We start from the raw sequence: 13,433 nt of genomic DNA on the forward strand, positions 1-13,433 counted from the left end.
CATCTGGTGATGATGGCGTAGAGGAAACACTCCTTCCCATTCCGAACAGGAAAGTTAAGCTCTACAGCGTCGATGGTACTGCACGGGGGACTGTGTGGGAGAGTAGAACGTTGCCAGGTAATGTGGCTCGATAGCTCAGTCGGTAGAGCAGAGGACTGAAAATCCTCGTGTCCCTGGTTCGATTCCTGGTCGAGCCACCAGGTATGGCGCTATAGCCAAGTGGTAAGGCAGAGGTCTGCAAAACCTTTATTCCCCGGTTCAAATCCGGGTGGCGCCTCCATAAAACCTACAAGTTAATCTTGTAGGTTTTTTATTTTTTTAAAATAAAATAATAGATAGTTAATAGTTGATAACAGAAAGAAAATTGAAAATATAATATAAGGATTTTAATGAAAAATTATCAATTATAAAGTTATTAACATAAAAACAAAACATATCCACAGGCTCGTGAGAGTTTTGTGTGGATATGTTTTTTATTTTGGAAAGGCATATATTTTGATTAATAATATTATATGTAGAAGAAAAATATATATTTATAAGATAATAAAAATTTTTAATTGAACATATCTTTTTTATATAATATTATAGCTGCTCCGCCAGTTAGCAGAAGGGTAAAGATAATAATGGCATTAAAGGCTCCAGGATTACTTTCCATATTGCCAGGGAAAGGAACATTCATACCAAAGATTCCTCCTATTATAGTTGGAATAGCCATTAATATAGTAACAGAAGCAAGGACCTTCATTACTATATTAAGATTATTAGAAATTACAGAAGCAAAAAAGTCCATGGTACTAGCTAATATATTACTATATATATCAGTCATTTCGATAGCTTGTTTATTTTCAATTATTACATCCTCTAATACATCTTGATCTTCTTCATACTTTTGCATTATTTCTAATTTAAGCATCTTTTCTAAGGTGATTTCATTTGCCTTAAGAGATGTAGAGAAATAAACTAGTGATTTTTCTAGTGAATGAAGTTGGATAAGTTCACGATTTTTCATAGACTTATGTAATCTTTTTTCAATCATAAGACTCTTTTTATCTATTTGTCTAAGATAAATTAAGTAATAAGTTGAGATTCTATTTAGAATTTGTAGTATAAATCTAGATTTTTTATATGAAAAGAATGATTTAACACGTCCATTAATAAAGTCTGTAAGTATTCTGCTGTTTTTTAAGCATACAGTAATTATTTGCTTTTCAGTATGAATTATTGCCAGTGGATATGTATCATAAGTTAGAGAGTTATCCTCCATTTCTGTAAAGGGTATATCTACTACTACTAGTGTACAATTTTCTTCAAAATCTATACGAGAAGTTTCTTCATCATCTAGAGGTGCCCTTAGAAAAGTAAGAGGTACTCCAGTTTTTTTAGATACTAATATAAGTTCTTCCTCAGAAGGGGCAACAATATTGATCCAGCATCCTGGTTCAATAGAATCTAAAGCTTTCAATGTTGAATCAGATTCATTTAAGCTTTTATATATTTGAATCATAAATAACCTCCAGAAACATGTTAATTTTATTTATAGTATATCATAATAAAATTTACCGGTATATAAAAAGAGGCTTAAGGAAAGAATACTTAAGCCTCTTTAAGAGTTATTTAAAAACATTATAAAATTCTTCTTTAACTTCAGATAAAAGATAGTTTTTTTCAATTAAATCAAAAGCGGTAGATGCTAAAGCAGCAGAAGCTTTAATACATTGATCCATAGCAAATTTACTAATGGTGCAATCACCAAAAGCTTTAGAGCCATATTTGATAGATGCATCTTCTGTAATTCGATAATAAGGATGAATGCAAGGAACTTTTCGGCTTACAGCTCCAATACTTAAACCAGAATGAACATTTTTAGGAGCACCTATAGTTATTTCTCCATTTTCTTTTAAGTTATGACTGAAAAGCCTATTTAAGGTACGATTAGTAAGTAGCTCTTCGTTTGGAGGCTCATATAAAGAAATAGTGTGTTTAACATGAATGAGATTTGAAACATCCTTCACTATTTCTCTTAGCTTATTTTCAGCTAAGGTAGCCATTTCAGTGTTATTAGCCCTTATATAAAATTTAGCTTCACTTTCTAGTGGTAACATTAAAGGTGTATAGCCACCTTGGGAAAGGATCGAATTTATTTCTACTTCTTTTGGGAAGCCCTTTAAGAGAGCATTTAAAATATTAAATGTTAAAAGTACTGCATCAAGGGAAGTATAAACATCATTATTTAAAAAGCTTAGTCCACTATTACCTATAAAGTTAATTTTTAAAGGTATAATTGCAGAAGATGTTCCACTTTCACAAGTAGTTAAATCAGGATGAGTCATCATTACCACATCTATATCATCAAAAATACCTTGTTTAACCATTATAGATTTTGTTCCACCTAGATATTCACCAGGGCAACCAATTAATATTGATGTTCCACCAATTTTATCAATAATGTTTCCTAAAGCTATAGAAGCTGCAATAGAGGTAGTTGCTACAAGATTGTGTCCTGTAATATGCCCTTCTTCAGGAACTGCATCATACTCACATAAAAAGCATATCTTAGGATATCCATTTCCTTTGCTGGCATAAAAAGATGTTTCCAAGTCTAAAAAGTTTTTTTGTATATTAAAATTATGAGTACTTAAAAAATTTGTTATATAGTCATAGCATTTAAATTCTTTATAGCTAGGTTCAGGATTAGTATATAAATATTTGTTTAATTTAAAAAGTTCATCATAATGCTCATGTAAATAGCTTATTATTTCTTGTTTCATAAATACTCCTCCATTAAATTTATTAATATTATTATTTTCCCTTAAACAGTATAAAATATTTATAAAAAAGTACTATTCATTGAATAAATTCTCTTAATGTGGAAAGAAATATAATATAAAAGTAACGGAGGGATGTATTATGGTAATTAAAAACAAAGATATTATTAAAAATAACAAAAAATGTATTGTATGTGATGATGATTGTGGTGCAGGAAAATTAACTATTTTAGGAAAGTGCATCTGTAATGAATGTGTAGATAAAATTACAATTATGGATATGGACAACCCAGAATATTATAAGATTAAAGAAAAAATAAAAAATAAACTTATAAAGCATTTATAATGAAAAATTACTATACATTAATAGTGCTTTATAGTAATATAATTATGACTCATTTTTATATAGTTCATTGAGGATTGTATAAATAGATGAGTTATTTTTATTTGTAATACTAATGACCATAATGTAATGATATTAGTATATTTTCTGGAGGAAATTATGGGGAAGATATTTTGTTTAATGGGAAAAAGTAGCTCAGGAAAAGATACTATCTTTAAAGAAATAAGCAATAAAAATGAGCTAAGTTTAAAGCCCATAGTCTTATATACTACTAGACCTAAGAGGACTAATGAAACTAATGGTGTAGAATATTTCTTTATTAATGAAGATAAATTAGAGCAATTTAAAAATGAGGGAAAAATTATTGAGTGTAGAAGATATGATACAGTACATGGTCCATGGTATTATTCAACAATAGATGATGGACAGATTGATTTAGAAGAAAGTAATTATATAGCTATAGTTACTTTAGAAGCATATAATAGTTTTAGAAGTTATTTTGGTACTGAAAAAGTTTATCCAATATATATAAATATTGAAGATGGATTAAGGCTTGAAAGAGCACTAATAAGAGAAAGAAATCAAAAAAATCCAAATTATAATGAGTTATGTAGAAGATTTTTAGCAGATTCTGTTGATTTCAGTCTTGAAAAACTTAAAGAATCAGGTGTAAATAAAGAATACATAAATATAGACTTGCAAAAATGTATAGAAGATATAATAAGAGATATAAAGAGAGAAATGCAAAGCTAAAAATGAAGCTTTGTATTTCTCTTTAAGTTTACATTTTTAATTTTTGTATAAAATAGAAAAATATAGGGATATTAATAAAAAGAAAATAAATATATGTTGAAAGTGAATAATATATTATTAACTGGCCAAATATTATGATAAAATATAATAAAGAGAATTGAAAATGAGGTGGTTATTATGAAATTGGTCTTAGCTATAGTGCAGGATGACGATGCACTGGATTTAATCGAAGAATTAAATGATAAGGGATTTAGGGTAACAAAATTAGCAACAACAGGCGGATTTTTAAAATCAGGTAATACCACATTAATGATTGGGGTAGAAATTGATAAAGTAGATGTAGTAATAAACGTTATTGAAGAAGTTTGCAAGAAAAGAAAACAGGTAGTATCAACACAACCAGGATTATCAGGAGAAAATGGTATGTATATGCCTTTTCCTTTAGAAGTTGAAGTTGGTGGAGCCACTGTTTTTGTAATTGATGTAGATAAGTTTGTAAAGATATAAAAATAAAAAGAGGTGCTTTAATGAGAAATTTTATTGGATATAGTAGTCTTATAGAAAACTTTAAAAGTAGATGTAGTAATGGAAATCTTTCTCATGCACAGCTTATTTCAGGTGAAGATGGTATAGGAAAAAGTATATTAGCAGAGATATTAGGCAAGTTGATTTTAAATGGAGATATAAATAGGGAATATGTAGATATAATCAATTATAAGCCTATTAAAACTTCTTTTGGGGTTGATGATGTAAGGGATATTATAGATGAAGTAAATAAAAAGCCTTTTGAAGGTGATAAAAAAGTTATTATTATTCATCAAGGAAATAAGCTTACAATTCAAGCACAAAATGCATTGTTAAAAACTATAGAAGAGCCCCCAACAGAAGTATACATAATAATTTTATGTGAAAGTTTAGAATTAATCTTAGATACTATTAAATCTAGATGTGAAATATATAAATTAACACCTTTAACAAAAGATGAACTATATAAATATATGGCAATAAAAGGATATGAGTGTAGTGAGGAAGAAAAATTATCAGCAATAGCTTTCAGTGAAGGAATACCTGGAAGAATAGATAGATATTTTAGTGATACAGAGCTACAGGAGTTGAGAGATAAGATTGTGGACTTGCTTTTACAATTGACTAATAATGAAATAGAAGCAATTTTAGAAAAGGAAGAGCAATTGGTTTCATATAAACAAAATAAGGAAGAAGTAGTAAATGTATTATCTTCATTTATAAGAGATATATTAGTAAATAAAGAAGTTTATAATGAAAATTTAATTATAAATAGAGACAAAATTAGGTCAATAGAAAGATTAACTAATGAGATGTCTTTTAAAAAACTAAATAAAATGCTATTAGGTTTGCAGGAAGCCAGAAAGAATATTAAAAATAATGTTAGTTGGGCAATGACTGTAAGAATAATGCTTATGGACTTTATGGAGGGTTAAAATGATTAAAGTTATAGGAGTACGATTTAAGAAAGCTGGCAAGATATATTATTTTGATCCAGCAGGTTTAGATATAGAAAAGGGAAACTTTGTAGTGGTAGAAACAGCTAGAGGAATAGAATTTGGTGAATGTGTCATTGGGTTAAAGGAAATAAATGAAAATGATGTAATTGCACCACTAAAAAGTGTATTAAGAGTTGCTACTGTCAGTGATATAGAAAAACATAATCAAAATAAGGAAAAGGAAAAAGATGCTTTCAGTATATGTTTAAAAAAGATAGCTGAACATAAGCTTACCATGAAGCTTATAGATGTAGAATATACTTTTGATAATAATAAGGTAATATTCTATTTCACAGCAGATGGAAGGGTTGACTTTAGAGAGTTAGTAAAAGATCTTGCAACAATATTTAAAACACGTATTGAACTAAGGCAGATAGGTGTAAGAGATGAGGCTAAAATGCTGGGAGGACTTGGACCTTGTGGTAGACCAATGTGTTGTTCAACATTCTTAGGAGACTTTGCTTCTGTTTCAATAAAAATGGCTAAGGAACAAAATTTATCACTGAACCCAACGAAGATATCAGGAATATGTGGAAGATTAATGTGTTGTTTAAATTATGAGCAGAGTACATATGAAGATATTAGAAAAAGAATTCCAAAAGTAGGTTCTATTGTAAAAACAGAAGGTGGAACTGGTGTGGTAGTTTCTAATAATATAATTAAGGAAAGTGTAAAAGTAAAATTAAAATGTAAAAAGACTGAAGATGAAGTTTTAGAAGATTATAAAATTGAAAATATTGAACTATTAGAAGGAAGCTATGAAGATTCAGTTGATGATTCAGATATTAAATTAGAAGTTACATCTGAAGAAGATAGAAAATTGATGAAAGACTTAATGAAAGATAGATAGAATTCCAATTTAAAAGAAATTAATAACAATATTTAATATTTATATGAGAAAACAACAAAGCTGGTCTTTATAGACTTGAAATGAATAGTGGATATGATAAAATAGATATGTAGAGTTATTAAATAATGGGAGGTGTTTTTGAATGGCTTTTTCAATTCAAGATTCATGCATTAGCTGTGGTGCTTGTGCTGCAGAATGTCCAGTAGATGCTATATCTCAAGGAGATACTCAGTTCGAAATAAATGCTGATGTTTGTATTGACTGTGGTAACTGTGCAAATGTTTGTCCAGTTGGAGCACCAGTTCAAGAATAGTGTGGGGGGAGAGATATCTAGGAAGATATCTCTTTTTATTATATAAAATCAGATTTTATAATACATTATGCATAAGTATTGTAGAAGGAATATTGCTATTATAGAAATCTGAAAGATAAACAGTGTCAGTTTTTATTGAAACTACATTTTTACAATATGATAAAAAATCCTTAGGGCCATTAAAGTAAAAATTGTTATAATTATTTTTATAGCACATTGGAATTATATATTTTGCATTAAGCTTTTCAGATAAAGAGTATGCATCAATTCCATTTAAGCAAAGATTACCGCCAATAGGTATGAAAAGAATATCAGCATTACTTAATATCTTTATTAGCTCATTATTAATAAACTCGCCTAGATAGCCTAAATGACAAATCTTTAAATTATCTACTTTAAATAGATAAATTATATTTGGACCTCTTTTTAAACCGTTAATTGAATCACTTTTACATTTATAGCCTTCTACTTTAATGTTTTCAATAGCAGAGTTGCAATCAGTATTTACTATTTTTCCAAAGATTTTTATGTTTTTAGCAGAAGAAAAGTCTATAGGCCTACTGAAGGTAGAAATATTAGCAATAATATTTTCATTTAATGTACTAAAAATATTAAAGGGGTCTAGTAATATCTTTTTACCTAAGTTAGTAGTTAACAAAAATGTGCTATTGCCAAACCATTGAATTTTCATGTTTATCACATCCTATTAAACATATTATTATTTAGTTTAAGTAATAATTTGGGAATAATTCATAAGTAGGGAATTTTTTTAAAATTTAGCTTATGGACAGTGGAAAAGTAATTGTATATAATTAAAGTCAAAGAAGGTCAATGCGTTAGGAAGGTAATATTATGGCAAGAATATCAGATACAATTGCAGATTTCATTTATTCATTGATTGATGAAACAGATGACAATCAAGCAATAATTCAAAGAAATGAATTGGCAGATAAATTTAACTGTGCTCCCTCACAAATTAACTATGTATTAACTACAAGGTTTACTTGTGAAAAGGGATATATTATTGAAAGTAGAAGAGGTGGAGGGGGATATATCATAGTTAAAAGGATATACCATAAAAGTGGTCAAGAAAAAATTTCTATATTAAATGAAGCAATAGGTTCAAGTATAACTTATCAAAGTGCAGTATCTATAGTTGAGCATTTGCTAGAATTAAATATAATTACAGTAAGGGAATATGAACTAATCAAAATAGCTGTAAACGATAGAACTTTAGGCTTAGTGGAAGATAAAAATAAAGTTCGTGCAGATATTTTAAAAGGTATGGTCAATATTTTATTATCATAATGAAGCACTTAACTTATTAAAATTACTATATAGTAGTGCGATGACAGAATTAAATTGCTATATTAGTCATAAATATTTATAAAGATTAAATAATACAAATTGGGATAGAATAGCTAAAAAGGATAGTTCTATATGGTATGGAGGTGCAATGATGATATTTGGGAGGTTTACGGAAAGAGCACAAGTGGTGCTAATTGAAGCACAACAGGAATCACAGAATTTTAAGCATGGGTATATAGGGACAGAACATATTTTACTTGGAATTTTAAAAGAAGGTGGCTATGCTAGTCAAGTTTTAAATAACAGAATGATTACTTTAGATAAAGTAAAAAAGATGATAGAAGAATATTTAGGATTTGGAGATGAAGAAATAGTAACAGGAGATATGCTTTTAACTCCTAGGGCAAAAAGGCTTTTTGATGACAGTATAGATATAGGAAGAAAATTTAATCATAGCTTCATCACACCAGAACACATCTTAGAAGCACTTATCAATGGTAGTGAGGGGGTTGCATATACGATTTTAAGTACATGTAAGATTGATATGCATGAGATTAAAGATGAATTGGAAAAGTATATATCAGGCAATGATTTTAGAGATAATAAGAAAATATTAAATAAAGAAAAAAAGCAAAATAAGACTCCAATGCTGGATCAGTATAGTCGAGATTTAACTCAGATTGCTAAGGAAGGAAAACTTGATCCTGTTATAGGTAGAGATGAGGAAACTCAAAGGGTACTAGAGATACTTTGCCGAAGAGTAAAGAACAATCCATGCCTTATTGGTGAGCCTGGTGTTGGAAAGACTGCTGTTATAGAAGGATTAGCTCAAAAGATGGTTGCAGGTGATATTCCGGAAAGTCTAAAGGAAACAAGACTTGTAACATTAGATATTACTTCCATGGTGGCAGGAGCAAAATATAGAGGAGAATTTGAGGAACGTTTAAAGAAGGTAATGAATGAATTAAAAAATGAAGATAAAATTATTGTTTTCATTGATGAAATTCATACCATAGTTGGAGCTGGAGGAGCTGAAGGTGCTATAGATGCATCTAATATACTAAAACCTGCCCTTGCAAGAGGAGAAATCAAATGTATTGGAGCTACAACCATTGATGAGTATAGAAAGTATATTGAAAAAGATGCCGCTTTAGAAAGAAGGTTTCAGACAATTAATATTGAAGAACCAAATAAAGAAGAAACTTTAAGGATATTATATGGCTTAAGAGATAAATATGAATCACATCATAAAGTAAAGATAACTGATGAGGCATTAAAGAAAGCCGTAGAGCTAGCAGATAGATATATTACTGATAGATTTATGCCTGATAAGGCCATTGATTTAATTGATGAATCAGCTTCAAAGGTAAGGATATCTAAGCTTACTTTGCCACCAGAACTTAAGCAAAAAGAAATTGATATTGAAAAGTCTGTTACGGAAAAGGAAGATGCCATAAAAAATCAGGATTTTGAAAAGGCAGCTAACTTAAGAGATAAGGAAAAGCTTTTGAAAGAAGAATTTGAAAGCATTAAGGAGCAATGGAGGGCTTGTACGTGCAATGCTGTCAGCGTTGTTGATGAAGAAGATATAGCAAAAGTTGTTTCTATTTGGAGTCGTGTACCATTAGAGCGTTTAAATGAAAAGGAAGCTGATAAGCTATTAAGATTGGAAGAAGTACTAAAAAATAAAATTATAGGTCAGGATGAAGCTATTGGTGTTATTTGCAAGGCTATAAAGAGAGCTAGAGTAGGTCTTAAGAATCCTCATAGACCTATAGGTACATTTTTCTTTTGTGGCCCTACAGGCGTTGGAAAGACAGAACTTTCTAATGTTATAGCAGAAGTAATGTTTGGTAGTACCAATAGTCTTATTAGAATAGATATGTCAGAATATATGGAAAAACATTCTGTATCAAGGCTTATAGGTCCGCCGCCAGGTTATGTTGGTTATGAAGAAGGTGGTCAACTAACAGAAGCGGTACGTAGAAAACCATATTCAGTAGTATTATTAGATGAAATTGAAAAGGCTCACGAAGATGTATTCAATATACTTCTTCAAATAATGGATGATGGAAGACTTACTGATAGTAAAGGTAAAATAGTTAATTTTAAGAATACCATCATTATAATGACTTCCAACGAAGGAGCTCAAAAACTTAAAAAGCAGAATACTATGGGTTTCTTTAATGATGTAAATAATAATGCAGTGCAATATGAAAAGATGAAAGAATTTATTATGGGAGAGCTTAAGAATAAGTTCAGGCCAGAATTTTTAAATAGGCTTGATGAAATAGTAGTATTTAATCAATTAAATGAAGAAAATATTAAGAATATAGTAGATATAATGTTAAGTGATACAATAAATAGATTGAAGGAAAAAGAAATATTCTTAGATTATGATAAAGAACTTAATAAATTTATTGCAGATAAAAATGAAAATTTAAGTTTTGGTGCAAGGCCTATAAGAAGGATTATTACCAGGGAAATAGAGGATAAATTAAGCGATGAAATGCTTAAAGGTGAAATTAAACGAGGCGATAGGCTTAGCGTATGTTTCAAGGATGATGAACTTATTTTTTCACATAAATAAAATAGGGCGATGGATATCGCTCTATTTTATTATGTTTTCATTTTCTAAATTTGAATTTATTATCATATTTTCTAGAGGTATATCCTCTAAAGAATTAAGATAACCATTAGTGTCAGTGTTATTATTATAATCATTTAAAGTGTTTTTTGCAGGCATATTCTTGTAATAGGATTTATTTAGCATAAATATCAACTCCTTATTAAAATTAATATTAGTATGAGCTAAAATGTAAAAAAGTATTCTTATTAGAAAGATGTATGCTAAATGTAAATTTATAACTTAAGGAATTGGTTAAAAATAAATTTGAGTAATAAGGATTTTTTAGTAAATACTTTGGGCTTTTATATATTTTTTATATTTTGTTTATGATATATTATAGATAGAAAAATAGATTTTAATTTTAATATATAGATTAAAGTGTGGTGAGAAGTTTGGCTAAAGTTAAATCTATATTTATTTGTGAAAATTGTGGCTATGAATCGCCAAAATGGCTAGGAAAATGTCCAGACTGTAATAACTGGAATACCTTTGAAGAAAGCCTAGTTGAAAAGAAGAATAGTGTAGCAGCTGTTGCTAAAAAGGTATCGCTAACTATGAAACCTGTAAAAAAATTATCAGATATTACTTCTAGCAAAAGTGATAGGATTATAACAGGAATTAATGAATTTGATAGAGTTATGGGAGGCGGTATAGTTAAAGATTCCATAACAATTATTACTGCTAGGCCAGGAGCAGGAAAGAGTACATTGTTATTGCAAGTAGCACATAGCATAGCGCATAAGGGCCATAAGGTTGTTTATGCATCAGGAGAAGAAAGTGATAGTCAAATTAAAAATAGGGCAGATAGAATATTAAATAATATAAGTGATAATATATGGGTTCTGCAGGAAACAAGCATGGATAATGTGGTGCATGCTACTAGGGATATTGATCCTGATTTGATTATAATAGATAGTATACAAACCTTTACTATGGAAAATGCACTTCCAGCCAGAGCAGGATCACCTACTCAGACTATGGAATGTGCCAATGAATTATTAAGATTGGCTAAGGATGATAAAAGACCAAGGGCAGTAATAATAGTAGGTCAGATGACTAAAGCTGATGAACTAGCAGGACTTAGAGCTTTAGAGCATTTAGTTGATACTGTTTTAATTATAGAAGCAAACAGTGATGAGGAGCTAAGAGGATTAATAAGCTCTAAAAATAGGTTTGGTAGCACAGGTGAAACTGGCTTTTTCCAAATGACAGAAAAGGGAATGGAATCTATCGATAATCCATCAGAGTATTTTATGACAAAGAGAGATGATGGAGATTTAGTTTCAGGAAGTACTTTAACTGTTGTTAAAGAAGGTTCAAGGGCAATAATAATGGAAGTAGAAAGTCTTGTTTCAAAGACATTTACTCCATATCCAACAAGGATAGCAGAAACATTAGGTAAGGATAAATTAAATACTTTAATTTCTATTTTAGAAATAAGAGGTGGAATTAATTTATATGATAAAAATGTAATTATAAAGACGACTGGCGGAATGCGAGTTAAGGAACCAGGAGTTAATTTAGCTGTAATTATGAGTATAGTTTCATCGGTGAAAAATAAAGGAATACCTACAGATGTAGCATTTATTGCAGATGTAGGTCTGACAGGTGAATTAAAAAAAGTACCTTCATTAGAGGGAAGAATAAAAGAGCTTGCTAGAATGGGATTCAGAAAGGTTTATGTAGCAAAGGATTCTTTTGCAAAGGGCTTTAAAATTGAAGGAATTGATATAATTTCATTAAAAACTTTAAATGATGTTATAATAAATGTATATAGATAATTTAAAAAATCACAATAAATTAGTGTAGAAACATAAAAATGGAAGATAGAAATTACTTAGAAGTGCGGCTTTAGAAGTTATTATAGTAATTAGGTGATTATATGAGGATTAAGGATGATAGTAAGATAAAAAATATTTTAAAAATAGTTAGCCCTGGCACTAATTTAAGAGAAGGGCTAGAAAATATTTTGAGAGCAAAGACCGGAGGATTAATAGTTCTTAGTGATAATGAAGAAGTAATGAAGCTTGTAGATGGAGGATTCTATATAAATTCAGAATATAGTCCTGCATACATATATGAATTAGCTAAAATGGATGGAGCAATAGTTATTAGTGAAGACTTAAAAAGGATAGTATGTGCTAATACACAGTTACTGCCAGATCCATCAGTAAGTACTTTTGAAACAGGAACAAGACATAGAACGGCACAGAGAATAGCAAAGCAGACAGATGCAATAGTCATAGCTATATCTCAAAGAAGAAATTTAATAACTATTTATAAAAAAGATATAAAGTATGTATTACAGGAAAGTAGTGTTATATTGGAAAGAGCTAACCAAGCAATACAGACTTTAGAAAAGTACGTAAATGTATTAGAAAGAGTAATAAATAATTTAAATATATTGGAATTTCAAGACTTAACTACAGTTTTTGATGTGGTAACGGCTATACAGAGGACAGAAATGGTCATGAGGATAGTAGAAGAAATAAAGAGATATATCTTAGAGCTTGGTAATGATGGAAGACTGATATCTATGCAGCTTAATGAGCTTATAAGATACATTGAACGTGATGGTATACTACTTATTAGAGACTATTGCAAAGAAGATAGTGATTATAATGAAATATACAAGGAAATACAAAAGCTTAATTCTGATGAATTAGTAGACTTAGATGCCATAGCAAAACTTTTAGGATATACAGGATGTGTATTAGTAGATACTCTTACTTCTCCAAAAGGATATAGATTATTATTTAAAATACCAAGGATACCTACTAATGTAATTGAAAACTTGATAAAGCATTTTGGGCAATTGAAAAATGTATTAGAAGCGTCTAGTGAAGATTTAGATCAAGTTGAAGGAATTGGTGAAGCACGTGCTGCAGCAATAAAAAATGGTTTAAAGAGAATCAAGGAACAAGTAAATTTAAAAAAAGAACTTTAGTA

14 protein-coding genes, 2 tRNA genes and 1 rRNA gene are annotated in these 13,433 nt (G+C 29.5%); 13 read left to right on the forward strand and 4 right to left on the reverse strand.

Annotated features, from left to right (window positions below; translation table 11 throughout):
- Positions 1–2: 2 nt before the first annotated feature.
- From rrf to H8R92_RS09225, 3 genes are all read left to right on the forward strand, one after another.
- A 5S ribosomal RNA gene (rrf, locus tag H8R92_RS09215) occupies positions 3–119 on the forward strand.
- Positions 120–124: 5 nt separating this feature from the next.
- A tRNA-Phe gene (locus tag H8R92_RS09220) sits at positions 125–200 on the forward strand.
- A 5-nt stretch (positions 201–205) separates the two neighbouring features.
- A tRNA-Cys gene (locus H8R92_RS09225) sits at positions 206–280 on the forward strand.
- Positions 281–553: 273 nt separating this feature from the next.
- Here H8R92_RS09225 and H8R92_RS09230 read toward each other — a convergent pair.
- Both H8R92_RS09230 and H8R92_RS09235 read right to left on the reverse strand, forming a co-directional pair.
- On the reverse strand, positions 554–1,504 hold the full coding sequence (locus tag H8R92_RS09230) for a magnesium transporter CorA family protein (RefSeq protein ID WP_022212129.1): 951 nt from the start codon (positions 1,502–1,504) through the stop codon (positions 554–556).
- A 106-nt stretch (positions 1,505–1,610) separates the two neighbouring features.
- Positions 1,611–2,768: a zinc-binding metallopeptidase family protein gene (locus H8R92_RS09235; RefSeq protein WP_186835291.1), complete on the reverse strand. Its 1,158-nt coding sequence runs from the start codon at positions 2,766–2,768 to the stop codon at positions 1,611–1,613.
- Between the two features lie 139 nt (positions 2,769–2,907).
- On the opposite strand from H8R92_RS09235, the gene H8R92_RS09240 reads away from it, so the two are divergent.
- The 6 genes from H8R92_RS09240 (at position 2,908) to fdxA (ending at position 6,547) form a co-directional block, all read left to right on the forward strand.
- Positions 2,908–3,111: a sigma factor G inhibitor Gin gene (locus H8R92_RS09240; protein WP_022212127.1), complete on the forward strand. Its 204-nt coding sequence runs from the start codon at positions 2,908–2,910 to the stop codon at positions 3,109–3,111.
- 156 nt (positions 3,112–3,267) lie between these two features.
- The gene (locus H8R92_RS09245; protein ID WP_186835292.1) at positions 3,268–3,861 is read left to right on the forward strand and encodes a nucleoside/nucleotide kinase family protein; all 594 of its coding nucleotides are present in this window, start codon (positions 3,268–3,270) and stop codon (positions 3,859–3,861) included.
- Positions 3,862–4,038: 177 nt separating this feature from the next.
- Positions 4,039–4,368 (forward strand): cyclic di-AMP receptor DarA, encoded by a 330-nt coding sequence (gene darA, locus H8R92_RS09250; protein WP_022212125.1) that lies wholly within the window; start codon positions 4,039–4,041, stop codon positions 4,366–4,368.
- 20 nt (positions 4,369–4,388) lie between these two features.
- A complete protein-coding gene (locus H8R92_RS09255) occupies positions 4,389–5,321 on the forward strand; it encodes a DNA polymerase III subunit delta' (RefSeq protein ID WP_022212124.1) in 933 nt (310 codons plus the stop codon).
- A 1-nt stretch (position 5,322) separates the two neighbouring features.
- Complete coding sequence (locus H8R92_RS09260; RefSeq protein WP_022212123.1) at positions 5,323–6,234, forward strand: PSP1 domain-containing protein; 912 nt, start codon at positions 5,323–5,325, stop codon at positions 6,232–6,234.
- Positions 6,235–6,376: 142 nt separating this feature from the next.
- Entirely contained in the window at positions 6,377–6,547 is a 171-nt protein-coding gene (fdxA, locus tag H8R92_RS09265; protein ID WP_022168234.1) for a 4Fe-4S ferredoxin, read from the forward strand.
- Between the two features lie 55 nt (positions 6,548–6,602).
- Here the strand turns inward: fdxA and H8R92_RS09270 are convergent, their stop codons facing one another.
- On the reverse strand, positions 6,603–7,238 hold the full coding sequence (locus H8R92_RS09270; RefSeq protein ID WP_186835293.1) for an MBL fold metallo-hydrolase: 636 nt from the start codon (positions 7,236–7,238) through the stop codon (positions 6,603–6,605).
- A gap of 161 nt (positions 7,239–7,399) precedes the next feature.
- Between H8R92_RS09270 and H8R92_RS09275 the strand changes: the two genes are divergently transcribed.
- Both H8R92_RS09275 and H8R92_RS09280 read left to right on the forward strand, forming a co-directional pair.
- Positions 7,400–7,855, forward strand: a complete 456-nt coding sequence (locus H8R92_RS09275; RefSeq protein ID WP_186835294.1) for a CtsR family transcriptional regulator — start codon at positions 7,400–7,402, stop codon at positions 7,853–7,855.
- Between the two features lie 151 nt (positions 7,856–8,006).
- Entirely contained in the window at positions 8,007–10,445 is a 2,439-nt protein-coding gene (locus H8R92_RS09280; protein ID WP_186835319.1) for an ATP-dependent Clp protease ATP-binding subunit, read from the forward strand.
- Positions 10,446–10,466: 21 nt separating this feature from the next.
- Here the strand turns inward: H8R92_RS09280 and H8R92_RS09285 are convergent, their stop codons facing one another.
- Positions 10,467–10,628, reverse strand: coding sequence for a hypothetical protein (locus tag H8R92_RS09285; RefSeq protein WP_022212425.1), 162 nt, complete (start codon positions 10,626–10,628; stop codon positions 10,467–10,469).
- Between the two features lie 248 nt (positions 10,629–10,876).
- On the opposite strand from H8R92_RS09285, the gene radA reads away from it, so the two are divergent.
- Together radA and disA are read left to right on the forward strand one after the other, a co-directional pair.
- Entirely contained in the window at positions 10,877–12,265 is a 1,389-nt protein-coding gene (radA, locus tag H8R92_RS09290) for a DNA repair protein RadA (RefSeq protein ID WP_186835295.1), read from the forward strand.
- A 101-nt stretch (positions 12,266–12,366) separates the two neighbouring features.
- On the forward strand, positions 12,367–13,431 hold the full coding sequence (gene disA, locus H8R92_RS09295; protein WP_022212427.1) for a DNA integrity scanning diadenylate cyclase DisA: 1,065 nt from the start codon (positions 12,367–12,369) through the stop codon (positions 13,429–13,431).
- Positions 13,432–13,433: the final 2 nt, after the last annotated feature.

This window comes from Clostridium lentum, from assembly GCF_014287815.1.
Lineage (GTDB): Bacteria > Bacillota > Clostridia > Clostridiales > Clostridiaceae > Clostridium > Clostridium lentum.

Coding starts and splice junctions, on each gene's coding strand:
- H8R92_RS09270 (WP_186835293.1), bottom strand. CDS start 7,238: ATGAAAATTCAATGGTTTGGCAATAGCACATTTTTGTTAACTACTAAC.
- H8R92_RS09285 (WP_022212425.1), bottom strand. CDS start 10,628: ATGCTAAATAAATCCTATTACAAGAATATGCCTGCAAAAAACACTTTA.
- fdxA (WP_022168234.1), top strand. CDS start 6,377: ATGGCTTTTTCAATTCAAGATTCATGCATTAGCTGTGGTGCTTGTGCT.
- H8R92_RS09255 (WP_022212124.1), top strand. CDS start 4,389: ATGAGAAATTTTATTGGATATAGTAGTCTTATAGAAAACTTTAAAAGT.
- disA (WP_022212427.1), top strand. CDS start 12,367: ATGAGGATTAAGGATGATAGTAAGATAAAAAATATTTTAAAAATAGTT.
- darA (WP_022212125.1), top strand. CDS start 4,039: ATGAAATTGGTCTTAGCTATAGTGCAGGATGACGATGCACTGGATTTA.
- H8R92_RS09275 (WP_186835294.1), top strand. CDS start 7,400: ATGGCAAGAATATCAGATACAATTGCAGATTTCATTTATTCATTGATT.
- H8R92_RS09280 (WP_186835319.1), top strand. CDS start 8,007: ATGATATTTGGGAGGTTTACGGAAAGAGCACAAGTGGTGCTAATTGAA.
- H8R92_RS09245 (WP_186835292.1), top strand. CDS start 3,268: ATGGGGAAGATATTTTGTTTAATGGGAAAAAGTAGCTCAGGAAAAGAT.
- H8R92_RS09235 (WP_186835291.1), bottom strand. CDS start 2,768: ATGAAACAAGAAATAATAAGCTATTTACATGAGCATTATGATGAACTT.
- H8R92_RS09240 (WP_022212127.1), top strand. CDS start 2,908: ATGGTAATTAAAAACAAAGATATTATTAAAAATAACAAAAAATGTATT.
- H8R92_RS09260 (WP_022212123.1), top strand. CDS start 5,323: ATGATTAAAGTTATAGGAGTACGATTTAAGAAAGCTGGCAAGATATAT.
- H8R92_RS09230 (WP_022212129.1), bottom strand. CDS start 1,504: ATGATTCAAATATATAAAAGCTTAAATGAATCTGATTCAACATTGAAA.